Source organism: Paraglaciecola psychrophila 170, assembly GCF_000347635.1.
In the GTDB taxonomy this organism is placed as follows: domain Bacteria; phylum Pseudomonadota; class Gammaproteobacteria; order Enterobacterales; family Alteromonadaceae; genus Paraglaciecola; species Paraglaciecola psychrophila.
On sequence record NC_020514.1, the window covers coordinates 411,486 to 435,601 of the forward strand.

Annotated in this window: 22 protein-coding genes and 4 pseudogenes; 9 read left to right on the forward strand and 17 right to left on the reverse strand. The window is 40.6% G+C overall.

Going from position 1 to position 24,116, the window contains the following annotated elements; genetic code table 11:
• Nucleotides 1-72: 72 nt before the first annotated feature.
• Nucleotides 73-2,370: an aminotransferase class V-fold PLP-dependent enzyme gene (locus tag C427_RS01750; RefSeq protein ID WP_007642871.1), complete on the reverse strand. Its 2,298-nt coding sequence runs from the start codon at nt 2,368-2,370 to the stop codon at nt 73-75.
• Nucleotides 2,371-3,008: 638 nt separating this feature from the next.
• Here C427_RS01750 and C427_RS24425 point away from each other — a divergent pair.
• On the forward strand, nt 3,009-3,215 hold the full coding sequence (locus C427_RS24425) for an ATP-binding protein (RefSeq protein WP_226991286.1): 207 nt from the start codon (nt 3,009-3,011) through the stop codon (nt 3,213-3,215).
• Nucleotides 3,216-3,397: 182 nt separating this feature from the next.
• Here the strand turns inward: C427_RS24425 and C427_RS25750 are convergent, their stop codons facing one another.
• The 4 genes from C427_RS25750 to C427_RS01765 form a co-directional block, all read right to left on the reverse strand.
• The gene (locus tag C427_RS25750) at nt 3,398-3,577 is read right to left on the reverse strand and encodes a hypothetical protein (RefSeq protein ID WP_148285877.1); all 180 of its coding nucleotides are present in this window, start codon (nt 3,575-3,577) and stop codon (nt 3,398-3,400) included.
• A gap of 295 nt (nt 3,578-3,872) precedes the next feature.
• Nucleotides 3,873-4,061 (reverse strand): type 2 periplasmic-binding domain-containing protein, encoded by a 189-nt coding sequence (locus tag C427_RS26140; protein WP_034900274.1) that lies wholly within the window; start codon nt 4,059-4,061, stop codon nt 3,873-3,875.
• Between the two features lie 334 nt (nt 4,062-4,395).
• Nucleotides 4,396-5,199 (reverse strand): hypothetical protein, encoded by an 804-nt coding sequence (locus C427_RS01760; RefSeq protein WP_226991287.1) that lies wholly within the window; start codon nt 5,197-5,199, stop codon nt 4,396-4,398.
• A gap of 111 nt (nt 5,200-5,310) precedes the next feature.
• Complete coding sequence (locus C427_RS01765) at nt 5,311-5,682, reverse strand: hypothetical protein (RefSeq protein WP_007642881.1); 372 nt, start codon at nt 5,680-5,682, stop codon at nt 5,311-5,313.
• Between the two features lie 292 nt (nt 5,683-5,974).
• Between C427_RS01765 and C427_RS01770 the strand changes: the two genes are divergently transcribed.
• The 5 genes from C427_RS01770 to C427_RS01790 all read left to right on the forward strand — a co-directional run bounded on the left by C427_RS01770 (nt 5,975) and on the right by C427_RS01790 (nt 11,586).
• Complete coding sequence (locus C427_RS01770; RefSeq protein ID WP_007642882.1) at nt 5,975-6,313, forward strand: P-II family nitrogen regulator; 339 nt, start codon at nt 5,975-5,977, stop codon at nt 6,311-6,313.
• A gap of 17 nt (nt 6,314-6,330) precedes the next feature.
• Entirely contained in the window at nt 6,331-7,593 is a 1,263-nt protein-coding gene (locus C427_RS01775) for an ammonium transporter (protein WP_007642883.1), read from the forward strand.
• A 400-nt stretch (nt 7,594-7,993) separates the two neighbouring features.
• On the forward strand, nt 7,994-9,685 hold the full coding sequence (gene ggt, locus C427_RS01780; protein WP_015430314.1) for a gamma-glutamyltransferase: 1,692 nt from the start codon (nt 7,994-7,996) through the stop codon (nt 9,683-9,685).
• A 94-nt stretch (nt 9,686-9,779) separates the two neighbouring features.
• Complete coding sequence (htpX, locus tag C427_RS01785) at nt 9,780-10,658, forward strand: protease HtpX (protein ID WP_034900276.1); 879 nt, start codon at nt 9,780-9,782, stop codon at nt 10,656-10,658.
• 4 nt (nt 10,659-10,662) lie between these two features.
• The gene (locus C427_RS01790) at nt 10,663-11,586 is read left to right on the forward strand and encodes a Dyp-type peroxidase (RefSeq protein WP_007642887.1); all 924 of its coding nucleotides are present in this window, start codon (nt 10,663-10,665) and stop codon (nt 11,584-11,586) included.
• A 450-nt stretch (nt 11,587-12,036) separates the two neighbouring features.
• Here the strand turns inward: C427_RS01790 and C427_RS01795 are convergent, their stop codons facing one another.
• The 9 genes and pseudogenes from C427_RS01795 to C427_RS01820 form a co-directional block, all read right to left on the reverse strand.
• Nucleotides 12,037-13,128, reverse strand: coding sequence for an adenylate/guanylate cyclase domain-containing protein (locus C427_RS01795; protein WP_007642890.1), 1,092 nt, complete (start codon nt 13,126-13,128; stop codon nt 12,037-12,039).
• Nucleotides 13,129-13,203: 75 nt separating this feature from the next.
• On the reverse strand, nt 13,204-14,499 hold the full coding sequence (gene hemL / locus C427_RS01800) for a glutamate-1-semialdehyde 2,1-aminomutase (RefSeq protein WP_007642896.1): 1,296 nt from the start codon (nt 14,497-14,499) through the stop codon (nt 13,204-13,206).
• Between the two features lie 46 nt (nt 14,500-14,545).
• A pseudogene (locus C427_RS01805) lies at nt 14,546-15,551 on the reverse strand (aspartate carbamoyltransferase).
• Between the two features lie 250 nt (nt 15,552-15,801).
• Nucleotides 15,802-16,781: pseudogene (locus C427_RS01810) on the reverse strand (IS256 family transposase); the annotation flags it as partial.
• A gap of 67 nt (nt 16,782-16,848) precedes the next feature.
• Nucleotides 16,849-17,043: an IS3 family transposase gene (locus C427_RS28655; protein WP_407636109.1), complete on the reverse strand. Its 195-nt coding sequence runs from the start codon at nt 17,041-17,043 to the stop codon at nt 16,849-16,851.
• Nucleotides 17,044-17,170: 127 nt separating this feature from the next.
• Nucleotides 17,171-17,311, reverse strand: coding sequence for a DDE-type integrase/transposase/recombinase (locus tag C427_RS28660; RefSeq protein ID WP_007635062.1), 141 nt, complete (start codon nt 17,309-17,311; stop codon nt 17,171-17,173).
• Between the two features lie 98 nt (nt 17,312-17,409).
• Nucleotides 17,410-17,502, reverse strand: a pseudogene (locus C427_RS28665) (IS3 family transposase); the annotation flags it as partial.
• 294 nt (nt 17,503-17,796) lie between these two features.
• Nucleotides 17,797-17,934, reverse strand: coding sequence for a transposase (locus tag C427_RS28670; protein WP_007635065.1), 138 nt, complete (start codon nt 17,932-17,934; stop codon nt 17,797-17,799).
• Nucleotides 17,935-18,821: 887 nt separating this feature from the next.
• Nucleotides 18,822-19,196 carry a PH domain-containing protein gene (locus tag C427_RS01820; protein WP_007635071.1) on the reverse strand — a complete coding sequence of 125 codons (375 nt, stop codon included), beginning with the start codon at nt 19,194-19,196 and terminating at the stop codon, nt 18,822-18,824.
• A gap of 120 nt (nt 19,197-19,316) precedes the next feature.
• Here C427_RS01820 and C427_RS01825 point away from each other — a divergent pair, with 120 nt between their 5' ends.
• The 3 genes from C427_RS01825 to C427_RS01835 all read left to right on the forward strand — a co-directional run bounded on the left by C427_RS01825 (nt 19,317) and on the right by C427_RS01835 (nt 22,622).
• On the forward strand, nt 19,317-20,312 hold the full coding sequence (locus tag C427_RS01825; RefSeq protein ID WP_007635073.1) for a serine/threonine dehydratase: 996 nt from the start codon (nt 19,317-19,319) through the stop codon (nt 20,310-20,312).
• Between the two features lie 82 nt (nt 20,313-20,394).
• Nucleotides 20,395-20,778: a hypothetical protein gene (locus C427_RS01830; RefSeq protein WP_007635076.1), complete on the forward strand. Its 384-nt coding sequence runs from the start codon at nt 20,395-20,397 to the stop codon at nt 20,776-20,778.
• Between the two features lie 194 nt (nt 20,779-20,972).
• Nucleotides 20,973-22,622 (forward strand): amidohydrolase, encoded by a 1,650-nt coding sequence (locus C427_RS01835; protein ID WP_007635078.1) that lies wholly within the window; start codon nt 20,973-20,975, stop codon nt 22,620-22,622.
• Between the two features lie 14 nt (nt 22,623-22,636).
• Here the strand turns inward: C427_RS01835 and C427_RS26145 are convergent, their stop codons facing one another.
• The 3 genes and pseudogenes from C427_RS26145 to C427_RS01845 form a co-directional block, all read right to left on the reverse strand.
• Nucleotides 22,637-22,810 carry a hypothetical protein gene (locus C427_RS26145; protein WP_007635080.1) on the reverse strand — a complete coding sequence of 58 codons (174 nt, stop codon included), beginning with the start codon at nt 22,808-22,810 and terminating at the stop codon, nt 22,637-22,639.
• Nucleotides 22,811-22,833: 23 nt separating this feature from the next.
• The gene (locus tag C427_RS01840; protein WP_007635081.1) at nt 22,834-23,151 is read right to left on the reverse strand and encodes a GNAT family N-acetyltransferase; all 318 of its coding nucleotides are present in this window, start codon (nt 23,149-23,151) and stop codon (nt 22,834-22,836) included.
• 34 nt (nt 23,152-23,185) lie between these two features.
• Nucleotides 23,186-24,048 (reverse strand): annotated as a pseudogene (locus tag C427_RS01845) (MBL fold metallo-hydrolase).
• Nucleotides 24,049-24,116: the final 68 nt, after the last annotated feature.

The following is a 24,116-nucleotide window of genomic DNA, read 5'->3' on the forward strand; positions in this document are numbered from 1 at the left end:
TGGCAGTTTACTGCCGCGAGTGTGACTTTTGAACTCACACCCGTGTAAGGCTTTGCCACGAAACAGCACACCTTAGTATTGGTGCAATGCATAACCCCCTTTTAAGTGTCCGACATGTTCAAATCCTAAGCGCAGTAGAGTCTGCGCCGCCAATTGAGAACGGCTACCAGTTCGACAAACTAATACTAATGGTTGTTGTTTATTATGTTTATGCTGGTGTACAAATTCTACTAATTGAGTCAAGGGCACATTATTTTTGAAGTGCTTGTCGTGCCCAAGTGTGTATTCATAAGACTCTCGAAGGTCGATTAATATAATATTATTAGGTTGTGCCAAAGCCTCGGTCAAACTACGACTAGTATATTCACGCACTAATATTTTATGGCAATCACCGATTAAAGCGCCACACATAATTTCACTACCTGATTGGTCAATAATATGTGTGTCCATTAATGTTTTTTGAATCAAGAATTTTTCGATGTTTATTTGGTGAGTTATAACTTGTGCAAGTAACGAGTTGCGTGATATTTCTGCGGTAATACTCGTAGTAAATTCATTGTTATAATCATGGCTGGGGCAAATAAGGCTATCAGTGCCGATAAGTGCTTTTAATAACTGCAAGCTAGAATACATTGCCGTTGCACTACTAGTTGAAAAATTCGTTCTACCAAGACTACCCATCAAGATCAAATCGCCACAAAACGCATAGTGAACAAGCAAGTCGTCGGTTGAGGCCTTAACCGGGTCACAAAGTAATAGGCTAGTGCTATCAGTGGTATGGCCGGGAGTGTTTAATTTAATTAGCCACTTATCACCTAAGACAATATAGGGGTAGTGTTTACCATGAACGATCGTTGTGTTTGAGTTAACTGGCCATCCAAGCATGTCTGTTTGTTGCTGGGCCAAATAATCATCAGCAAGACTTCCACGACAAGACTGGTGATCGCCATGGCCATGAGTGTCGATAACGGCAACTAAATTAAGCCCCTGACAGGTCAGTAGTGTTTTTAAACGCTCGGTTAACTCGGGTAACGGGTCGATAAATATTGCAGACTGCGTTTTTTTATCCACATACAACCAGCTGCAGCTTCCGCCTACCTTAAATTGTAATAAACCTTCTAGTGCTGTTTTCTCAGTAATGATATTTGTGTCTGTGGTTAAACAGCTTTGTCCTAATGCTTGAGCTGCAAAAACTATCCGAGTACAAGCTTCGTCAATTTGCTGTTGTGTCATCGCTGGGCCAAAAGACATTCTAATTGCTGATTCACTTTGCCATACAGGAAGCCCCATAGCATCTAATACAAAACTGCGGGCTACCTTTGAACTGCAAGCAGAGCCAGAGCTGACACGTATATTCGCAGCGTCAAATAAATCCATGATTTCTTTAGAGCTGAATCCAGGGATAGCAAAGTTAATAGTAGTCGGTACTGAATTTTCGAAACTATGATTAAACACAATTTCGGGGAATGCTTGGGTTAAGGCTGCGGCAATTTGCTGGCGAAATATATGAAGCGTCTTTAACGTGGTAAAAATAGTTTTACTGTTCCCGTTGAGCATACTAAATATAACATTTAATGCCGCTAAACCTGGCAAGTTTTCAGTACCTGAGCGCAAACCACTTTCTTGGCCGCCACCGGCAATAAAGGGGGTGAATAGCGAATTTTCTTTAACGTACATAAAGCCGATGCCTTTAGGCGCATAAAGTTTATGGCCACTAAATACTGCATAGTCAATACTGGTATTGGCCAGGTTTAAATCTGTTTTACCTAATGCTTGCACACAATCAACCATCCACGCAGTATCTTTATTATTGGCACGTATGGTCTGGTCCAGTAAATGGATGTCTTGATACACCCCGGTTTCGTTATTAACCGCCATGGTGCAAATCATCAAGGCATTGGGTACCTCTTTTGCTATGAAGTCCATATCAAGCTGACCCACTTCATTCACCGGAATTGCTTTTACCTCGGCGTTTATTTCAAGAATTTTATTCCAGTGTTTGAGCGACTCAGGTACTGCTTTATGTTCAGTTGCCCCATATAAAAGGCAATATTCTTTACTGCTATCAAGGCTTTTTTTAGCATGATGTAAGGCCGATAAAATAGCAGTTTGAATTCCTTCAGTCGCACCACTGGTAAAGATAACGTTACCATCGCCAGCACCGATAATGTTTTTTGCTTGTTGACGTGTTTCATCTATTATTCGTTTAGCTTGTAGCCCGGTTATATGGCTGCTACTAGGGTTGCCAAAGAGTGTTTCCATTGTTGCTAAAGCTGCCGACGCCGCTTGAGGTAATACCTGAGTAGTTGCATTTGCATCTAGATAAATTAGGCTGAGTGGCTGCTTTAGGCCGTTAGGTAAATTAATCATAAAACTCTCTCACATTATTTTGTTAATCGTTGCAGCAAACTGAATAGATTTAACAATTTAAAACACGATAGAATTTTTTCACGTCTCTAAAGGTTTTTCTTTGCGTATTATCTTTTAAAGAAGTTAATTTGTAGTATTTTTTTTCTAATTTTCATTGTAATTTAGAAAAACATTATTTAGTTGCCGAGAGGCAGCTAAATTTTTATATCAGTATGATTAGATATGAAGGTAAATATTCGATGGCAAATTAATCAACAGCTCATATATTGAATGACTTTCCAAAATATGTTGCGTTAATAGTAGGTAGACTTCTATTACAAGGCAGAATTGACCGCTGCCTTTTTATAGGAAATTACCAAGCCCACCTTGTGGCCGGAAACACTTTTTTGACAATAGTAATCCATCATTTTCTATTTGTGTGCTCGGGAAGACCTAAGCGCGGTTTTACCAATATTTGACAGAGTAAAAAACTAAATCCACTCAGGGTTAAAGCATTGAGGTCGTGCACCTGAATGATAAGCAGCTTTTTGAACTTTAAAGGATTGATTGTAAGTGATTTATGCTTCAATTAAGAACTGTTGGCTTAACTGCTTATCCACACGAAACTACATGAAATATTATTATCTTTGTGTCCCAAGTTGAAAACGTTTAAGCACGCTATTAGTAATTATTGTTATGAGGATTATGGCTACGATATGTCTAAACAGAGTATCAGTAAGTTGTTTGCCCCATTTTATACTTCTAAACGAGACCAAGGAGGCAGCAGCTTAGGGGCTTCTCGAGTGTATAGCGAAGCGATACAAAGGTTAGGTGGACATATAACAACCAGCAGTGAAGTAGGCTAGGGATTGAAATACAATATTGAATTTCGCATTAATGAAACTGAATGTGTGGGCGAAGTCGTGATGTAAAACTACAGCTTTGACTCAATGTTGAAACTACCGGTCCGACACTTTCATGTCGGAGGTTTATTAGTGACTCATGCCCCAAACGTATAGCAGGCTCGACGGATGATTGAGGCATCATTCTATTCTTTTTTATTTTCCAAATTTTTTATTTGCAAGCTTTTTTGTAACTGTTTTTGAAAAAGGTTTGAATCGATAACGAGCTTAATTTTCAACATTATTTCATTCACATATTGTTGTGCAGCATACTCTTTCGAAAAAGCGATATAAACGGGTGTTTCATGCTCTAAATATGTCATCACAGCAATTTTTCTTGAAACCCTATTTGTTTAATCAAGGATTACCCAATAAATTCATTTCCTACCACTAAATCTATTCTTTTCATATTTAGTATTTTAATTGCAGAATTAAAGCCTACCACCTCAATCACCCTGTTCTTTCCTTGAGTCATCATGTTATGAAAAGGTTCATTCAATTGCATTGAACGCACCGTGGCATAGTTAATTTCAACAAAGGATTATTCACATCATCTAAATCAATATTATCGTCTTTTCGTTTGAATAATAGAGTTTTGAAAGTCATGAGAGGCGAATTAGTTTAGCCCAAAAATAACACTCTTTCTTCACTGTATCGTGCCCCAAATAAAGCATCAATCTTACCATTTTGGACTTCTTTTAATGCTCTTGCCCAAGGCATAAGAACGCTATCAATTTTAATGTCAGATTGACTTTCCACTAAAATAAATAGTGTGTGAATAACACCCTGAGGATTTTTTTCGTCATCCAAGTATTAAAAGGGTGGAATACTTGGAGTGGCAATAGTGAACGAATTTCCTCAGAAAAGCAGGTAGATTGTATCGCTGCCCAAATAACTAAACTAGCAATTGTGAGTAATTTAACTCTAAAAGATAAATAGTCAAACAGCTTCATCCGAATCACCCATATGAAGTATTTGTATGGATTTCCTTAAGAGTTTCAAGTTTTTGGTGGTAGTTTTTAATCCTACAAAATACTACACCTTGGCCAATCTTTTGGAACAACAAAAGAATTCGAGGTATGGGGAGGCTAAAAGATGACTATGTGTCAGTTAAACCAAAACGTCTGTGGGGGAGGATATTTGCTTAAGGTTGTTTCTTAATTACAATTGATTGGGGTGTTTTTTGATCTTCTTGCTGATATTTTCCAGGTAAATGGGAGCCTTTATTTATCCTGTCTTGGATAAAACCACTAATGGGTGGAGGTTGTGAACAGTCAATCTGACCACCAAATAAACCTAATAATGCTGCGGCTGTTTGTTTACTGGTACTACTGCAATCGGCGCGCACTTTTAGGGTGTCTCTTAGCTTTTCACCTTCTGTCATAAAAGGATCTTTGACTTCTGCATTGATTACCGGTGAATTTTTATGTTGCTGGTAATACCGGGATGCCTGTTCTGCTACCCTATTTAGTTGTTGTTGTTGAAAACTGTTTAGGTGACGTCTTGCCATGCTTGTTGCAGCAGTGTGGATATCTGAACTATGTGTTGATGTACTCTGTATTTCTATAATATTAATGTCATCATCTTGCTCAGGCTCTTCTAGTATTTCTGCTTCGCGTTTGGACGCGGGTACTTGAGTTTGTGGTGATATTGGAATTGTTTGTAATGCTGGCTCTGTTATAGGTTCCATTTGAATATCCACAGGTGATTCGACGACGGGAATGTTTTCTTCTGGCTCAACAGGTTGAGGGTTTTCGTCCTCACTTGATTCAAGAGCGGGTTCCTGAGTTTTTGGGAGGGAATCAAATATTACTGTTGCTTGAATGCTCTTTGATTTTTTCTGTGGCGCGTCTGATACCGAAGGAAACATAACCGACTGAGCAACCACGTAAATGACAATCAGATGAAGAAATACTGATATATATATAAACTTATTTTTTTTAAACACTGCTGCTTGCGCATGTCCTTAATGGATGTTTAGGGTTAAGTAGAGTACTCGGTATGAAATTAGTTCAAAATGCTAATGCTGCCTATATCCAGCATCAACAACAGCCCATGGTTAATTTGAAAACAATATTTTCATGGCGCTACTTTTAGAGTCAGTAACCAATACGTCTGACTCGCTATCAAAAAAGATACTTTGAGTGACTTTTTCCATCACATTACGTTCGTTTTCATTTACGGCAGTTACAATGGTTATTTTGCCTAGATTTTCCATACCCATCTTCCCTAGCATAGCGATAGCTATGACATCTTCTCGGGTCAGTGCTACGCCAGAAATATTGGTGTAGTCGAACAGGATTTTTTTATATTGATTAATTACATCATTGTAGTCTTTACTTTGAAGCATAAATATCAAATCTAAGGCGGTAAGATTACCCTCTATCGTAATGCAAGTAATGTTTTCAGTAATAGAAATGTCGTACTGCATTTTCTTATTATCCACCGTGTTAATTGCACAAGGATAAACCAGAACTTAGTTTTTCGCATTGATAGATTTGCTTCAAACCGAGATTATGTGTTGCTGAAAAGGTATGTTTTGAATTTGCGCACCAAGTTGATCCTATTTTGACCTAATGCACCAATAAAGCGCAAAGAAATGTGGTTAACAGTCTCCTTGACGCATTAACTATATGATTTTGTTGATAAAAAAACATGGCATAGGTTTTGTTGTAGTTTTATTGAATACTTGCAAAACATAACAATAAACTGGGAGCTACACCATGAAATTAGTTACTGCGATCGTCAAGCCTTTCAAGCTTGATGATGTGCGAGAAGCCATCTCTGAAATTGGCATAGACGGTTTGACGGTTACCGAAGTGAAAGGCTTTGGACGTCAAAAAGGTCACACTGAATTATATCGTGGCGCGGAATATCAAGTAGACTTTTTACCAAAAGTGAAACTTGAAGTAGCCGTTCAAGACGAACATGTGGAGCGTCTAGTTGAAGCCATTGTTGGCGCAGCTAAAACCGGAAAGATCGGTGACGGTAAAGTATTCGTGTATGACTTAGAGCATGCCGTTCGTATTCGTACTGGTGAAACAGATGGCGAAGCCATTTAGATTTTGAGGAGAGTAACGTGGAAATAACATTTGAGTTGGGCTACGCCCTAGATACCTTTTATTTTTTGATGTGTGGTGCGTTAGTTATGTGGATGGCAGCTGGCTTTACAATGCTAGAAGCCGGTTTAGTTAGAGCAAAAAATACGACAGAAATATTAACTAAAAATGTCGCGCTTTATTCAATTGCTTGCATCATGTACATGGTCTGTGGTTATTGGATTATGTACGGTGGTGATGGAGGAATAAGCACTGCTACTCCATTTTTGGAAGGAATTTTAGCTGATGGTGCAACGGGTGTAACTGCAGATGCAGCTACTTACGCACCTGCTTCTGATTTCTTTTTCCAAGTGGTATTTGTGGCTACTGCTATGTCTATCGTATCTGGTGCAGTTGCAGAGCGTATGAAGCTTTGGGCATTTTTAGCCTTTACAGTGGTTCTAACTGGCTTTATTTATCCTATGTCAGGGTCTTGGACGTGGGGTGGCGATTCGGTGTTCGGTTTGTATACCTTAGGCGATATGGGTTTCTCTGATTTTGCGGGTTCGGGTATTGTGCACATGGCCGGTGCTTCTGCAGCTCTTGCTGGCGTATTGTTGCTAGGCTCACGTAAGGGCAAATATTCAGCAGATGGTAAAGTAAATGCTATCCCTGGTGCTAACTTACCTATGGCAACCTTAGGTACCTTTATCTTATGGATGGGTTGGTTTGGTTTTAATGGTGGTTCAGTGCTAGCACTAGCCAGTGTTGAAAGCGCTAACGCTGTTGCAGTGGTATTCTTAAATACTAATGCTGCCGCAGCTGGTGGTTTAGTTTCTGCTCTCATTTTAGCACGTATTTTGTTTAAGAAAGCTGACCTAACCATGGCCTTAAATGGCGCTTTGGCAGGCTTAGTTGCTATTACAGCTGAGCCTTCTACACCTAGTCCTATCCAAGCTACGTTATTCGGTGCTTTGGGTGGTATTTTAGTTGTGTTTAGTATCCTTGCTTTTGATAAATTGAAAATTGATGATCCAGTAGGTGCTATCTCCGTTCATGGCGTAGTTGGTTTGTTAGGTCTGTTATTAGTACCTTTCACAAACCCTGAAGCGGCTACTTTCAGTGGTCAGTTGTTAGGTGCCGCCACTATATTTGTTTGGGTATTTGGTATTAGCTTTATAGTCTGGGCAATATTGAAAGCTGTGATAGGTATCCGTGTCACCGAGGAAGAAGAGTTCGAAGGCGTAGATATGAGTGAGTGTGGCTTAGAAGCTTACCCAGACTTCACTGTTTCACGCAATTAATCATTATTTGTTAAGGTTAAGAGGCGAATAAAAGATAAGTTAGCTGTAAAAATCACGTTAATTTAACTTATCGACTAGATATTTATTAGCCCCGCATTCGCGGGGCTTTTTTATTTTGGAATAACGTGTTTTGAGTCACTTTTCCGAGGTTACAATTATATTGTTGAGGGGCACTATCTTATAAATATTATGAGTCTTTTTTGCCTTCTAAAGACTAAATTAGGAATGCCAAATATAAAAAGGGTCATTGTCGTATGTATTTTTGTATGCGGCTAACACTTCACAACTCGTTTCTTTGTGCAATCTCATTGAATAATCAAGTTCCAACAGTTTTACTCAGTGCATTGAACTACAAAATCAGAGTATCCTAATTACATTATTAACCTTAAATTCGTGGCCAATGAAAATATCTATATTAATGAGTCTGTTAACCCTGATGTTAGGTAGCTCTCAAAGTTTTGCTTATGACCGAATAACGGGCGAACCTTTTGCCTCTCGTTCTGAAGTGATTGCCCAAAACGCTATGGTGGCTACCAGTCAGCCATTAGCCACTCAGGTAGGTTTGGAAATCCTTAGACAGGGCGGTAATGCCATAGATGCTGCTATTGCAGCCAATGCCATGCTAGGACTAGTTGAGCCAACTGGCAGCGGAATAGGTGGTGATTTGTTCGCTATTGTTTGGGATGCAAAAACCCAGAAACTATATGGACTCAATGCATCGGGGCGCTCACCAAAGTCGCTCACCTTAGAGCATTTTAAGTTACAAGGGCTAGACAGTATTCCTTCCCATGGGCCTTTGCCCGTATCTGTTCCCGGTGTGGTAGATGGTTGGTTCGAACTGCATACTAAGTTTGGCAGCTTACCCATGACCAGCATTCTTTCGCCGAGTATCGAATATGCAAAAAAGGGTTTCCCTGTTAGTGAGTTGGTGGCTTATTACATGCAACGCAGTGTGCCTAAGTTGCAGGGATTTGAGGGGTTTAAAGAAACCTATATGCCTAACGGAAAAGCGCCAGTTAAAGGTCAGATATTTAAAAATAAAGGTTTGGCTGTCACCTATGAAAAAATCGCTACTGGCGGACGAGATGTCTTTTATAAAGGAGATATTGCGCGCTCAATTGCGGCTTACATGAAAGGGCAGGGCGGCTTCTTAAGTTATGAAGATTTAGCCAGTCATACCTCTGAGTGGGTCGAGCCAGTGTCAACTAACTATAAGGGCTTTGATGTGTGGGAATTACCGCCAAATGGCCAAGGTATCGCCGCCCTGCAAATTTTGAATGTGTTGGAACAGTTTGATGTTGAGGGCATGGGATTTGGCTCTGAGCAATATATTCATACTTTTGTTGAAGCAAAAAAACTGGCCTTTGAAGACCGTGCGAAGTATTACGCGGACCCTGCTTTTAATGACATTCCTGTCGATTGGTTAATCTCTAAAGAATATGCCCAACAGCGCCGCAAGTTAATTGATAATGATAAAGTCGCCAAACGAGTTGATGCGGGGTTAAATAGGGGAGACACCATTTACCTCACTACGGCAGATAAAGACGGCAATATGGTATCACTGATTCAAAGCAACTACCGTGGCATGGGATCGGGTATGACCCCCGCTGATTTAGGTTTTATTCTGCAAGACAGAGGCGAGTTGTTTAGTTTAAAAGAAGGACACTTTAATGTGTTTGCGCCAAATAAACGCCCTTTTCATACTATTATTCCTGCCTTTATCACGCGTAATGGCCAACCTTGGGTTAGTTTCGGTGTAATGGGTGGTGGTACGCAACCACAAATGCATGCACAGATTGTGGTGAATTTGATAGATTTTGGGATGAATTTACAAGAAGCAGGAGATGCACCTCGAATCTTACATTCTGGCTCTAGCCAACCTACGGGTGAGCTAATGATAGACGGTGGTTATGTCAGCTTAGAGTCAGGATTCGATCTTAAGGTAAGGAGAGAGCTGACTAAGAAGGGCCATATACTCCGTGATGTAGTCGGTTCATATGGTGGTTATCAAGCTATTATGCGTGATCCAAAAACAGGAGTATATTACGGTGCATCTGAAAGTCGAAAAGATGGGCAAGCGGCGGGTTATTAGCTTTTAATGACGGTGAATGCGTTACAATCTGATTGCGGTTAGTGTAACTGTCAATTGAAAATGTGGTTTAAATCTCTACTACATGGAAAATTAAATAATGAGAATATTATTGTTCTTGGGTACAAATATCGCCGTTATGGCGTTATTAGGATTAACATTTAGTCTGTTCGGGATCCAAGGGTTATTGGCTGATAACGGTGTGGACCTAAACCTTAACGCTTTGCTGATGTATGCTGCAGTGATAGGTTTCAGTGGCGCGTTTATCTCTTTGTTTTTATCCAAGTTTTTGGCTAAGCGCAGTATGGAAGTACATATCATTGTAGATGCTGAAAATCAGACCGAACGCTGGTTAGTTGAGACCGTGCAAAAAATGGCTAAAACAGCAGGTATTTGGATGCCAGAAGTGGGCATTTTTTCTCATTCATCGCCCAATGCTTTTGCCACCGGTTGGAATAAAAATAATGCACTAGTTGCGGTGAGTACCGGGCTTTTGGATGCGATGCCCAAAAACGAAGTTGAAGCGGTGCTTGCCCACGAAGTCAGTCATGTGGCAAATGGTGACATGGTCACCATGACCCTTATTCAAGGTGTGGTGAATACGTTTGTGGTGTTTTTATCACGTATCATTGGCCATATTGTTGACCGTGTTGTATTTAAAGTGGAGCGTGGCCATGGACCCGCATTTTGGATTGTGTCTTTTATAGCTGAGATCCTACTTGGATTATTTGCCACTGTGATTGTTATGTGGTTTTCACGATACCGAGAATTTAAAGCGGACGCCGGTGGCGCTAAATTAGCAGGCAATCATAACATGTTAGCCGCACTTCAACGTTTGCAGAGTTTTAAAGGTGCGCCTAAGTTACCAGATGAAATGGCAGCATTTGCCATTAATGCAGGTAAGGTTCAGGCCATTTTTTCGAGCCATCCACCATTAGAGCAACGCATTGCTGCATTGCAGAATTTAAGGCTTTAGCACTATGACTCAGGCCCAAAAAGGTATCTGCGCCGAACCTAATTTACACGGCTTATTTTTGACTTTTACCGTGGTTGACGATGACCCTCAAGCTATGCGCGTGAAATTAGTGCGGATTTTAGAGTTATTGTCTTATTTCGATGATGAGTATTACGAAGCTATGGTGTCTGGTGTGCTCGCCATAGGCACTAATTATTGGTATGAGCTGTATCCCGATATTATCCCCAGAGAGCTCGCTCCCTTTCCAGATATACATTGCGAGGACCGCAATGCCCCTAATTCTCCCGGTGACTTATTTATTCTGATTAAGGCCGACCGTATTGATATTTGCCATGCTATTGGGGTTGAGATTATCCAATTGTTAAAGCCTCATGTAGATTTATATGAGGAAGTAAGAGGATTTAGGTATTTAGATGGTAGAGACTTAACTGGTTTTGTTGACGGTGCTGAGAATCCCAGAGGCATGCAGAAATTTTCTGTCGCTATCGTGGGTGATGAAGACCCTGATTTTGCTGGCTCAAGCTATGTGCATATTCAACGTTATCAGCACAATATGCACAAGTGGCAACTATTACCTATCCCTAAGCAGGAGCAGATTATAGGCCGAAAGAAAGCCGACAATGCTAAATTTGATAATGCAAATTTAGCCGCAGATTCCCATACTGCCCGGGTTCAACTTGCCAGCCAAGCTGGAAAAAACAGCACAATGCTCACACAGAATATGCCATATGGAGACATGTCCACTCAGGGCTTATATTGTGTATCTTGTGCAAATAGCCCGCAACCTTTTACTAAGCTACTTAAAGCTAGGGTTGTGATTGATGAAGAAGGGAATTACGACAAGTTACTTGACTACACTAAAGCCGAAACCGGTGGTGCTTTTTTCGCGCCATCTATAACCTTCTTAAAACAACAAGCTAAAGACTAATTTGTACTCAGCGTTATGAACCACTACTCCGGTAAATGTAGCTGTGGTGAAGTGGCTATTCAGTTCCCCAGTCCACAAAAGATAAGCAATTATAAATCAAGACGCTGTGACTGCGATTATTGTATGCAGCGAGGCATTAAATATTTATCTGATCCGCAAAGTCAGATCACTTTATATTTACAAGGGCCTTGCGCCATGAAAAACAAGGCTCTGAGCAAGCTACTTTTCTGCTGTGCCTAAATTGTCATAACGTTGTGGGTGTTTGTTATATTTACAAAAAATATGTGTCGGTAGCTTAAATTCAAGGCTTTTAGAACAATATGATCATTTGCAGGATACCGTTACCGTTTCACCAAAAAAATTGAGTAATGTCCAAAAGTTAGGCCGTTGGACTGATATGTGGTCATAGGTTAATATTAATGTGGATTAGCTTTTGTTGTAGTGAATCTCTTACAACAATATCGAACCATCCCAATCTGCAGCGAGTTCAGTATTTTGTAGTTTGGCGCATTGGTCTAAGTGATGGATGGCGAGGGTGTCTTCAGGGTTAATCATAAGGGCCTGTTGGAAATGGGCCATAGCATCCTGCCATTGTTGTTGTTTTCTATAACCCAGGCCTTGTTTAATTAATTCAGCGTTGGCTAATTTTAATTGTTTCACCTTTGGGTCTTGGTGATCGATAATTTCATACACTTCTATTGGTGATTTTCTGCCTTTGACTCTTATCCAATCCAGTAAGCGGTATTCAAACAAACCTTTAGCATCTGCTTGCTCAAGAGTCTGTGCACTGATGACGATGTCGGTATTGTATTTTGGGGCAAGGGCTTCGAGTCTAAATGCGATGTTAACACTGTCACCTATTACTGTAGTGTCCATGCGGTCGTCTGAGCCTACAGTGCCGATAATCACTGGGCCAAAATGAATGCCAATGCCAATATTTACTGGCGGATAATTACAATTTGAGCGATGTTGATTGTATAGATTAATGGCATGACGCAAATCGAGTGCAGCACGGATAGCGTCTTGAGCTTTGTCAGTATTGGTGCCAGTTGGTCTATCAAATAGCGCCATGACAGCGTCACCGATAAATTTGTCGATGAATCCATTGTTTTTATGAATTGGTTCGTTCATACGTAAAAAGTATGAATTTAGAAAATTCATTAGTTCTTGTGGGGTCATTTGTTCAGATAAGCTAGTAAAGCCTCGAATGTCTGAAAATAAAATCGCCAATTCATCTTCGTCAGCTCGGCCTAGTTCTAGAGTCTCTGAGCCATGTTTGGCAAAGTGATCAACAAACTGTTTAGGTACAAACTTACGAAAGGTTTGGTTTAAACGCATCGCCTCGTCGGCTTTGTCTTTATATTGCTTAAGTACCTCTTCGCTTTGTGACTGATACGCACATTGTTGGGCATTTTCGATGCTGGTGGAAGCACTGACCGTTAAACGCGCTGTTTTTCTAAGAAGCACTACTAACACTATTGTGTAGAGCGCAATAATCACTAATAAAAACAGCGGTAATGGTTGTAATACTTGCTCAAGCATTAGGTGTATTTTATCTCTTTGTAACTTGATAATGATTTATAATATGTTTATAAATCATTATCAATTGCTCATTGCTTAACTGCAACGGGCTGCAACATTAGCCAATACTTTATCGGCAATAGTTAATGTTTGTTGCACAATTTCGTCGGTATGTGCTGCGGATACAAAACCACCTTCGTATGAAGCAGGAGCAAAGTACACGCCGTTTTCTAACATACCATGATAAAAGTGATTAAATTGTTCGATGTTGCAACTAGTGGCTTGTTGATAATTAATGACGCGTTCTGCGTCAGTAAAAAACAGCCCAAACATACTGCCTGCATAGTTAACTGACATTGGAATACCATGCTTGTTGGCTATTTTCTTAATTCCTTCTGCTAAGGTCTGAGTTGTTTTGGTTAGTTGCTCGTATAAGCCCTCTTTCTCAATTTCGCCTAAAGAAGCTAAACCAGCAGCCATTGCGACGGGGTTACCCGATAATGTACCTGCTTGATATACCGGTCCATCTGGAGAGATATGCCTCATGATTTCGGTTTTTCCACCAAATGCGCCTACTGGCATACCACCGCCGATTACTTTGCCTAAACAAGTAAGATCGGGTTTGATATTGTATTTTTCTTGAGCACCACCTCTTGCTACACGAAAGCCAGTCATGACTTCATCAAAAATAAGTAAAGCACCGTATTGGTCACAAATATCTCTCAGTCCCTGCAAAAAACCATCAACAGGGGGAATACAGTTCATATTTCCAGCTACTGGCTCAACAATGATACAGGCGATATCGTCAGGATATTGCTCAAATGCTCGAGTTACAGAGTCGAGATTGTTAAAATCTGCAGTGAGGGTATGTTTAGCATAATCAGCCGGGATACCCGGTGAACTAGGTACTCCAAAGGTTAATGCACCTGAGCCGGCTTTTACCAGTAATGCATCAGCATGGCCATGGTAACAACCTTCAAATTTTAGAATTTTATCGCGACTTGTAAACCCGCGCGCTAAACGAATAGCGCTCATTGTCGCTTCTGTGCCTGAGTTCACCATCCGAAGTACTTCCATCGACGGAACTAACTCATTGACCTTTTCAGCCATGAGCACCTCTGCTTCGGTCGGTGCGCCAAAACTTAAACCATTGGCTGCAGCATCAATCACGGCTTGACGAATAACAGGATGGTTATGGCCTAACACCATAGGTCCCCAAGATTGCACATAATCGATATAACGTTTGCCGTCTACGTCAAAAATATAGGGACCATCAGCCTTGCTGATAAAAGGTGGGGTACCGCCCACTGCCTTAAAGGCTCTAACTGGTGAATTAACGCCGCCGGGAATATGTTTTTTGGCACGAGCGAAAAGGCTTTTTGATTTTTGCATAATAAGACTTCTTTAATTAAGTGAATTTATGTACTGATAATTGCTATTAACTATTTACGTGCCAAAGCACTTCTCGATCAAACTGGGTGACAATATTTTCTACACCTAGAGTCATGGCAAACAATGCCATGCGGACTAATACACCATTATCAGTTTGGCGGAAAATAGCGAGATTAGGGTTAAGATTTAAATCGTTATCCAGTTCATTCGCTTCTGCTCGAGAATCACGGGGTAAGGGGTGCATGATAACCGTCTTCGACTGAAAATGTTTGGTGTAAATGTGTTGATTCAAACGAAACTTGCCTCTGTATAGATTGGCTTCTTCCTGAGATGGAAAACGTTCTTCTTGAATACGAGTTTGGTAACAAATATCGGCATCTACGATGCCTTCAAACTGATCCGTAATCTTGCATTGGTGACCTGCGTTTTCGATAGCATCTATTATTGAAGCCGGCATGGCTAACTCTTTAGGTGATATTAAAGTAAATCGAACATTGTTAAATAGACATAATAACTTAGATAATGAATGCACGGTTCTTCCGTATTTTAAAATCACCAATCATAGCGATGTGCATACCATCAATACTGGTTCCATGACTGAGCAATTCTTTTTGGATAGTATACAAATCCAGTAATGCTTGAGTAGGGTGCTCATTAGCACCATCGCCACCGTTAATAACAGGTATGCGACTACCTTCTGCAAATTCTGCTACAGAGCCAGAATCGGGATGACGCATTGCTATGATGTCGGAGTAACCACTTAAAACTCGTGCGGTGTCATATAAAGACTCTCCCTTAGCTAAGGCTGAGTTACTTAGTCCTGTGGTTTCCCTTACTTCACCGCCTAACAAATTAAATGCAGTGCCAAAACTGACTCTGGTACGGGTACTCGGTTCAAAGAATAAGTTACCTAAAATAGCGCCATCTAATACGGTTGTTCGTTTTTGCCGCTTCGCGTAGGGCAACATTTGATGAGCGACATTAAATACACTCTCAATCGCGTCGCGGTTAAATTGATTGACCGAGAGGATATGATTACCTTTGAAATTCATCTGCTGCGCAACTTATACAACCTTAATATACTCATTATTTTACCAAAGTTAGTCAGTACTCCCTAATACCAATGTCATAAATTTACTATTAGGGTCATATTTATAGTCTGCAAAGGGTTTACAAAACGTAAAACCATAGGTTTGATAAAGGCTTGTGAGCCAGTTTCTAAACTTAAGTGTTGTAGCTGGCGAGTTTTTGCTTGCAGAATAATGTGTTCAAGAGTCTGTAACAGATTCTGTGTAACTGCCATTATTTAAGATGTTTCTCGAGGCGGTCCCCGAACTCGATAATAAAGCGAACCATCGCCTGCCGCCAGTTATGAATTGGCATAGACCATTTTTTTGATGCTTCGGTGATGGCTAAGTACACCATTTTCTTAGCTGGATCGTCGCTTGGAAATATCTTTCGTTTCTTAAGTGCCTTGCAGATAACGCTGTTGAGAGACTCAATGGCGTTGGTCGTATATATCGCTTTTCGGATGTCCGCAGGATAATTAAAGATAGTATTTAAGTTCTGCCAGTGTGTTCGCCATGACTTACTAATCTGCGGATATTGCTCGTCCCAGGTGTCGCTAAAACGCTCCAGTTCAAGTAAGGCTTCTTCCTCTGTACTTGAACGATACACACTCTTTAAATCAGTCGTCACAGCCTGTAGTCTTTCCAAAAAACGTATTTAAGTGAGTTACGCACCATGTGCACGATACACGGTTGCACATTGGTTTGTGGAAACACTGCATTAATCGCGTCAGGAAAGCCTTTGAGGCCATCTACGCAGGCAATTAGGATGTCTTCTACACCCCGATGTTGCAGCTCCGTCAGCACACTCAACCAGGACTTAGCGCCTTCGTTCTCGGCTACCCACATGCCCATTAGCTCTTTGTGGCCTTCGATATTAATACCAAGCGCAAGGAAGATGGATTTATTGATAACACGCTTATTTTGGCGAATTTTCACCACAAGACAATCGAGATAAATAATCGGATAAATGGGGTCGAGCGGTCGTGATTGCCATTCAACGACTTTGTCGATGACGGCGTTCGTCACTCTTGATATAAGCGTGGGTGAGATGTCTGCCCCGAACTATTCATCAAAGGCTTGTACGATTTCACGTGTGCTCATGCCTTGCGCATATAGCCAAAGGATTTTTTCATCCATGGACGTAAATCGAGACTGATTCTTTTTGACCAATTTAGGCTCAAAAGAGCCATCACGATAACGTGGTGTGTCGAGGTCGAACTCACTGTCTAATCTTCCCCCAATTTATAGACACTTAGCTTGCCTGTGAATACATGATTTCTTATTCATCTGGAGACACATGTCCAAGATGGCTATGCAGTCGAGTTCGATTGTAAAACACTTCTATGTAATCAAACAAATCTGCTTTGGCTTCACTTCGGGTTGCGTACACTTTTCGCTTTACACGTTCAGTCTTAATAGAGTGAAAAAAGCTTTCTGCCACAGAGTTATCTAGACAATGTCCTCGTCTGCTCATACTCGGGATAAGATTATGCGCTTTCAGGAAATCTCGATAATCACCGCTTGCATATTGGCCTCCTTAACCACTATGAACAATCACCTGTGTTGCTTTGGGTCGCCGTCATACTGCCATCAGTAGTGCTTTAATCACAATATCTGATGTCATAGTCGGGTGCATTGACCAACCAGCGCGAGAACAAGTCCAATACGATAGCCAGATATAACCAGCCCTCATAGGTTTTGATGCAAGTAATATCTCCAACCCAAGCCGTATCAGCTCGCACACCACAAATTGCTGCTGTAAGTGGTTATCTGCTGCAATATGGGGCGTAGAAGACTTAAAGTAGCGCCGTTTATAACCAATATTAGCTCTGAGTTTGGCTTACTTCATCAACTTAGTCACACGATTTTCACCGCATGTTTCACCCGAACGGCGCAGCTCATGTGTGATGCGTGGACAGCCATACACACGCCACTTTGTACATAACTGACTTTAATCTGTTCATGCAATCGTACATTGTCTTTTTTGTATTAGATTGAGGCTCTTTCAACCAGGCGTAAAAACCGCTGCGGTGAACATGTAGCACTTTGCACATGGTGTTAACACGATAAACATGGAGTCGTGATTTTATGAACGTGTACTTTTCTTTGACTCGATTGCAAAGTACACGGTGGCCTCCTTTAGGATGTTACGCACTTCTGTGACGCACCTAAGCTCAGCTTTAAGCTTGTGGATTTCTTCTTGCTCTGCGGATTGACTAGCAGTTACTTACGCCTTATTCACCCAGTAATAGATTGACTTATCGGATATACCTATACGCTTGTAAACATCGGGTACGGAATAGCCTTTTTCAACCACTTGGCGAACGGCTTCTTGTTTAAATTCATCGGGATATTTTTTATTCATAACACTTTTTACTTAGGTTTCTAAGTGAAAAGTGTCTACAGAGTTAGGGGAAGATCAAAGTTCATAAAATTAAAGTTAATAATTCATGACTTTATGGGGCCAAGCTTTATGTATATGGTGAATTTCTAGATTTTGATAAGAGCCTACCTCCAAATGGAAAAGTTGCACTTTTATCTGCTACCTAGGTGACTTTTGTATTTTATAAATATTTCCTGTGGCATTTTTACTGAAGTGATAGATGCTTATTTAGTATTTGATAATACAAAGCAGCATATTTTTAGATCTCATAAACGCTTGAGTTTAACTGAACAAAGAACAGCGTAATAAACTTATAACAATAACTTCAAAGAGAAAAAATACAGTTGACTATTTACACTCTGTTCAAAATTTATTCAGCTATATTTTACGCTTAAATAGGCATGATGATTATTTACTTAGAATAACCAAGTTAAGTATGGAGATTTAGAATGTTTGGTCAGATATTTATTTTTATTATTGGAGTTTTTGGTTTAATCGTAGGGCTTCAGACAGGTGATTGTTTTTTGGCCTTTTGTGGTTTAATAACTTCACTCTCTGGTATTCACCTTATTTACAAGGTAAAACATCTGGGATAAATCAAACATACAAGTCGTTTAACGAATGCGCCAATAAACAACGTTCGTCCGCTAACGCGGCGTTAATGTCCGCCTTAGAGCTATAGCTCAATCATAAACCGAATATCCCCTATGTGTGCAATTTACTCATTCCCGCCCGTCAGGTTTAATTTTGGGTTATTGATCAGAATTGAGTGTTTCAGTGAAACCGCAATTTTCTTTTCTCGGTGGTCTCTGTGGTCAGAAGCTTTAATCTTTTGTTTATAGCTAGTGTCTATTTACTCGCTAATGCTTCTAAGCAAACATATGCGTCGGTAATGTTTTCTGAATACCTACCACAGTATCTTTCTTTAATTCTTTTTCGATTGGGTCGTCTTGCCCAGATATCCAGATTTTGAGTTCTGCGTCTAGATCAAAGTGTCCGGCCGTTTCGATTTTAAATTGGGTAATGGCACGGTAGGGAATAGAGTGATAATAAACCTTACGGCCAGTCATACCTTGTTTATCAATTAGGATAAGACGTTTGTTAGTGAATACATACATATCTCGTACAACCTTAAAAACCTCCTGTATACTTTCAGTTTCTCCGATAATTGGGGCCAATTCTTCTGCCACTTCAGTGATATCAATTTCAGATGCGTTGCCGAGTAATGCATCAAGCAATCCCATTTCTATTCTTTCAAGTATTTAGTGTTAGTGAGAGAACAGCATAATTGTTGATGCGAAAATAGCAACTACAGGCTACCATCTTAATTCTTTTGATGCCCTAATGAAGGTGATGATAAATTCATGTCTAGTGTAACCTTTGCCGATGTGCGAACTGCCGAAAAACGTATTCGCCCTTTTATCAATAAAACGCCAGTGCTTGAATCACAGTTATTGAATAGCTGGTTAGGCCACAAGTTGTTTTTTAAAGCCGAGTGTTTTCAGAAGACAGGGGCTTTTAAATTACGTGGCGCACTGAATATGATGTTAAAAGCCAAAGAGGAAGGGCGACTTGGCAATCATGTGGTGGCAAGTAGTTCGGGTAATCATGCACAAGCCGTGGCTTATGCTGCTAAAATATTAGGTGTTAAAGCCACTATTTATAGTGCACATAACCTATCTAAAGTAAAAGCAGCGGCAACCAAATATTACGGCGCGACACTTGATTTAAGTGCGACTCGTAAAGAGGCGGATGAAAAGGTCGCCGAGGCCGCGAGTCAATCAGGGATATTATGGATGCCACCCTTCAATCATAACGATATAATAGCCGGCCAAGGTACCGCTACACTCGAGGCCATTGGGCAAACCGGTGAAGTTAACAGTGTGTTTGCACCAGTTGGCGGTGGTGGATTGGTGTCGGGTTCGTTAATAATCACTAGAGCTTTGCTTCCTAAGGCAAGCGTTATTGGCGTTGAACCTTTGGTCGCAAACGATGCTGCAGAGTCGCTGCGTACTGGCGTCATTCAATCGTTACCACAGCAGCCTAATACTTTGGCTGATGGCGCTGCAACGTTACAGGTGGGTGAAAAAACCTTTCCTTACCTTAAAGCATTAGATGGATTTTATGAAGTGGATGAAACACACATTGCCTATTGGACTCAGTGGTTGCAACACTTGCTTAAGATACATGTTGAGCCTACTTGTGCTATGAGTATGGGTGGGGTGGTTGAGTGGCTTAAATCACAGACTAGCGAGCAAAAGGTATTAGTGATGTTATCTGGAGGCAATATCGATCAACAAAAAATGCGCCAAATATGGCAAGATGATCACTTGCAACAAGTCCCTAGTTTGTTGATTTAAATACTAAATCTGCGATAAGTAATTGTAATATAAGCTTCGGCATTATCATTCTTATGAAAACGTTTTGGGAGGAAACAATACATTGCGGATTTATTCAGCAAGCATGCTACTAAGTCTATTGGCGTTAATACCCCACACAATTTTTGCTCAAGAAACGCTTTTTTCTCAAGCAAACTGCACTATTGTGTATTCTTTAGAGAGATCAGCGGAACAGTATTTTAATAACGAAATTGCCCAATTAATTGTGCCAATTAACCATAAAAATATCCATTTTATCGATTTAAACAACTGGGGTAAAACACCACCACATGTAGAAGTAAGTGGTCGTTTACGTAATCAATTGCGCCAGCAATACGCTCTGAAAAAAGGTGTTAATCAAGCTGTTTTAGTGAATGACCAAGGGAAATTGTTAAGCCGTTATAGTAGTTCAGTCACCTTGGTGAACGATCTAATTGATTGTCGCTAGATATGATTTTTAAATAAGGGATGAGCTTTTTTCGATATGGATACGCATTTCATCATCATAAGTGCCACAGATTAACTCTAGATCTACAAATTTTCCCTTTCATCTTTAAGTTGTAATAACGCTCATTAATATACAACTATTGCATCAATTAAAAATCTAGTGCAGATTAAGCGAAATTTTATACGGGATCTGTTGTGAAAATTATATCTATTGTCTGTCTGTTTGTTGTCAATTCTCTGGTGTTTGCTGCTCCTAGCCATATTGGGAATGTAAAAGGCTATACTCTCAACAATGCTGGGGAGCTTATTCGCTTTTCAAATATGGTGTTTGATGCTGGAAAAGTAGTGGCAATCGGCACTGAAGAGCTTGGCCAAAAGTATCCCAATGCAACCTTTATAGATGGTAACAATAAGGTAATGTTACCCGGGCTCATTGACGCTCACGGACATGTAATGGGATTAGGTGAAACCTTATTGCAAGTTGATTTACGCGAAAGCAAATCAGCTTTAGATGCAGCAAAAATGGTGCAGGCTTATGCTAAAACTCAGCAAAATTTGGCTTGGGTAACAGGGCGAGGCTGGAATCAAGTACTTTGGCCTGGTAAGGCTTACCCCACTGCCAGTTTGTTAGATGAATATGTCAATAATAAACCTGTGATGTTGTCTCGAGTGGATGGCCATGCCAGTTGGGTTAACTCAAAAGCCCTTGAAATAGCCGGTATTACTAAAGATACTCTTGATCCACCGGGTGGAAAAATTGTACGAGATGAACAAGGCAATCCCACGGGAGTCTTAATTGATAATGCAGAAAGCTTGATGCTTAAACACTTGCCTAAAACCTCTGAAGCAACGTTAACCGCGCAATTAAATGCTGCCGGCGAACATTTGCTATCTGAGGGCGTAACCAGTGTGCATGATGCCGGTATTGGTAAAGTAGTATACAACTATTACAAAAAACGTGTGGCTGAACACTCATTACCATTACGCATCTATCCTATGATTGCAGCAACCTCAGTGGATTTGAGGCAACTATTAGAAACAGGCCACGTGCAAGACCAATACGACTGGTTATCTATCAGAAGTGTTAAAGCATACGGTGACGGTGCCCTAGGCAGCCGAGGAGCTGCCTTGTTGCAACCTTATTCTGATGCCCAAGATAACAGAGGTTTATTGGTAACCCGTGAGCAAGATTTAAAACCACTATTTGATTTGGTTTTAGGCAAGGGGTTTCAACTTAACTTTCATGCCATAGGTGACAGAGCAAACCGTTTAGCCCTAGATCAGTTTGCGGATAGCTTTGAGCGAATGGGGGGAAAGTCACTTCGCAACCGTGTTGAACATGCTCAAGTGGTAAATGTGGATGATATTCCTCGTTTTAAAGCTCTGAATATTATCCCTGCTATGCAACCAACCCATGCTACCAGTGATATGAATATGGCAAAAGACAGAGTCGGTGCCGCAAGATTAAAAGGCGCCTACGCTTGGCAAACCTTCTTGAACCAAGGGTCCCCAGTGGCTTTCGGTTCTGATTTTCCGGTGGAGCTCTCAAACCCATTTTTTGGTTTACACGCTGCTGTCACAAGGCAAGATCGTAACAACTCACCAGACAGTGGGTGGATACCTAGCGAAGCGGTGACACTCAAACAAGCCTTCCGTGGTTTTACTTTGGATGCCGCTTATGCTGCTCATCAAGAACATATTTTAGGCGGTTTAACCGAAGGTAAATGGGCTGATTTTATCTTGATAGATCAAGATATTTTTACAACACCATCACAGAACATTTGGAAAACTCAAGTTCTAGAAACGTGGATTGCTGGTGAAAAGCGCTTTACAAAAGCGCCTTAGTTTCGATAGTAAAATTAAGAGGCCAGATTGATTTGTACAAATCCGATCTTGGCCTCTGCAGCAGATAAAACCATATAAGCACAATTTTGCACGTTATCTGGAAAGCGTTCTTCAGGATATTGTGTTTCAATAAAACCGAGTGATTGATAACAGTTGTAAGCGACTGTGTTGTCTTTGAATACAAACAAAGACGCGCCTCTAGCTGATTGAGCTAAAAAGGCTTGTTCAAGTATTTTGTAATTAATACCTTAGCCAATCCTTGAGCGCGATATGTGGGGTTAACGGCGAGTCGGCTAAGATGCTGATGTTCTAAGCGCCTATAGTATTGGCCAAAGGCCATCAGTTGCTGCTCATCGTTTAGCAGACAAAACGACTTGAAGTGATTTGCTGTTAGATGTTTAATAAAGTCTTTGTCAGACATGGGGTAGGTCATATTTGGCCCACCCCATGTGTAAATTTTTGCATAAGTGTTAAACCAACTTTTTACCTGTATATAATGATGTTCAGTAGGTTTATCAGTTAGCGTCATTGGTTCAACTTTTCTGGTTACTGCGCGGTTTGAATTATAAGCCTTTGTAGAGAGTGCTGATCCACTTTTCTTCAGTGATGAAATTCCACGCCCAAGCAGTGTATTTTTCACCTAAACCTTGTTCTACCGCATCGTCAAGACTGATACCTTCTGCTTTCATGCTTTTTACCATGGCAGTAGTATCAACCAGCATATCCAATGCTTTTTGATAATCGGCTTTAGTGGCTAATTTACCGTGTCCAGGTATTATTTTAGTATCGTCTTTCAGCATCCCAATCAATTTAGTTACGTTATTAATATAACCGGTAACCGTGCCTCCGCCATCTAAATCAATGTAGGGGAATCGCCCTTCAAAGAATAAATCTCCGGGGTGTAAAACATTGGCTTCTTCAAACCATACTACGCTATCACTGTCGGTATGACCTGCAGGCATATACATTACATTGATTGTGTCGCCATTAAAATGAAACGTCATACCCTGTTGATAAGTAACAACAGGTAATTCGGCATGTGTATGATCTTCTTTATCGGCTAAACGTTTACGCACATTGTCATGTGCAAAAATGGTACTACCTTTGGCTTCAGCAAAGTAGGCATTGGAACCTGTGTGATCACCGTGGTAGTGAGTGTTCACAATATATTTAATCGGTTGTTTTGAAATATCACCAATAGCCATCGCTATTTTTCTGCTAGAGGAGCATATTGGTCATCAATGATTAATATACCTTCAGGACCAGCAGATACACCGATATTACCACCCATTCCCTCTAACATATGTACAGATCCACTCACAGGTTGACTGGTTATTTTGGCATCAGCCCACCTGTCTTGGGAAATAGCAGAGCTAGCTGAAAAAAGAGCGGTGATTGCAGTAACTAAAAGAATTTTTGAACGCATAAATGTTGTCCTTTGATTAAAATTAAGTTAAGCCTAGACGTTTGCTACAACAGACTACAAACTATGAA

Bases quoted from the DNA above. Each gene is read 5' to 3' on its own strand.
- C427_RS01750 (WP_007642871.1), bottom strand. From the start codon at position 2,370: ATGATTAATTTACCTAACGGCCTAAAGCAGCCACTCAGCCTAATTTAT.
- C427_RS01765 (WP_007642881.1), bottom strand. From the start codon at position 5,682: ATGCAGTACGACATTTCTATTACTGAAAACATTACTTGCATTACGATA.
- C427_RS01770 (WP_007642882.1), top strand. From the start codon at position 5,975: ATGAAATTAGTTACTGCGATCGTCAAGCCTTTCAAGCTTGATGATGTG.
- ggt (WP_015430314.1), top strand. From the start codon at position 7,994: ATGAAAATATCTATATTAATGAGTCTGTTAACCCTGATGTTAGGTAGC.
- C427_RS01790 (WP_007642887.1), top strand. From the start codon at position 10,663: ATGACTCAGGCCCAAAAAGGTATCTGCGCCGAACCTAATTTACACGGC.
- C427_RS01795 (WP_007642890.1), bottom strand. From the start codon at position 13,128: ATGCTTGAGCAAGTATTACAACCATTACCGCTGTTTTTATTAGTGATT.
- hemL (WP_007642896.1), bottom strand. From the start codon at position 14,499: ATGCAAAAATCAAAAAGCCTTTTCGCTCGTGCCAAAAAACATATTCCC.
- C427_RS28655 (WP_407636109.1), bottom strand. From the start codon at position 17,043: ATGAGCAGACGAGGACATTGTCTAGATAACTCTGTGGCAGAAAGCTTT.
- C427_RS28670 (WP_007635065.1), bottom strand. From the start codon at position 17,934: ATGAATAAAAAATATCCCGATGAATTTAAACAAGAAGCCGTTCGCCAA.
- C427_RS01820 (WP_007635071.1), bottom strand. From the start codon at position 19,196: ATGGGATTGCTTGATGCATTACTCGGCAACGCATCTGAAATTGATATC.
- C427_RS01825 (WP_007635073.1), top strand. From the start codon at position 19,317: ATGTCTAGTGTAACCTTTGCCGATGTGCGAACTGCCGAAAAACGTATT.
- C427_RS01840 (WP_007635081.1), bottom strand. From the start codon at position 23,151: ATGACGCTAACTGATAAACCTACTGAACATCATTATATACAGGTAAAA.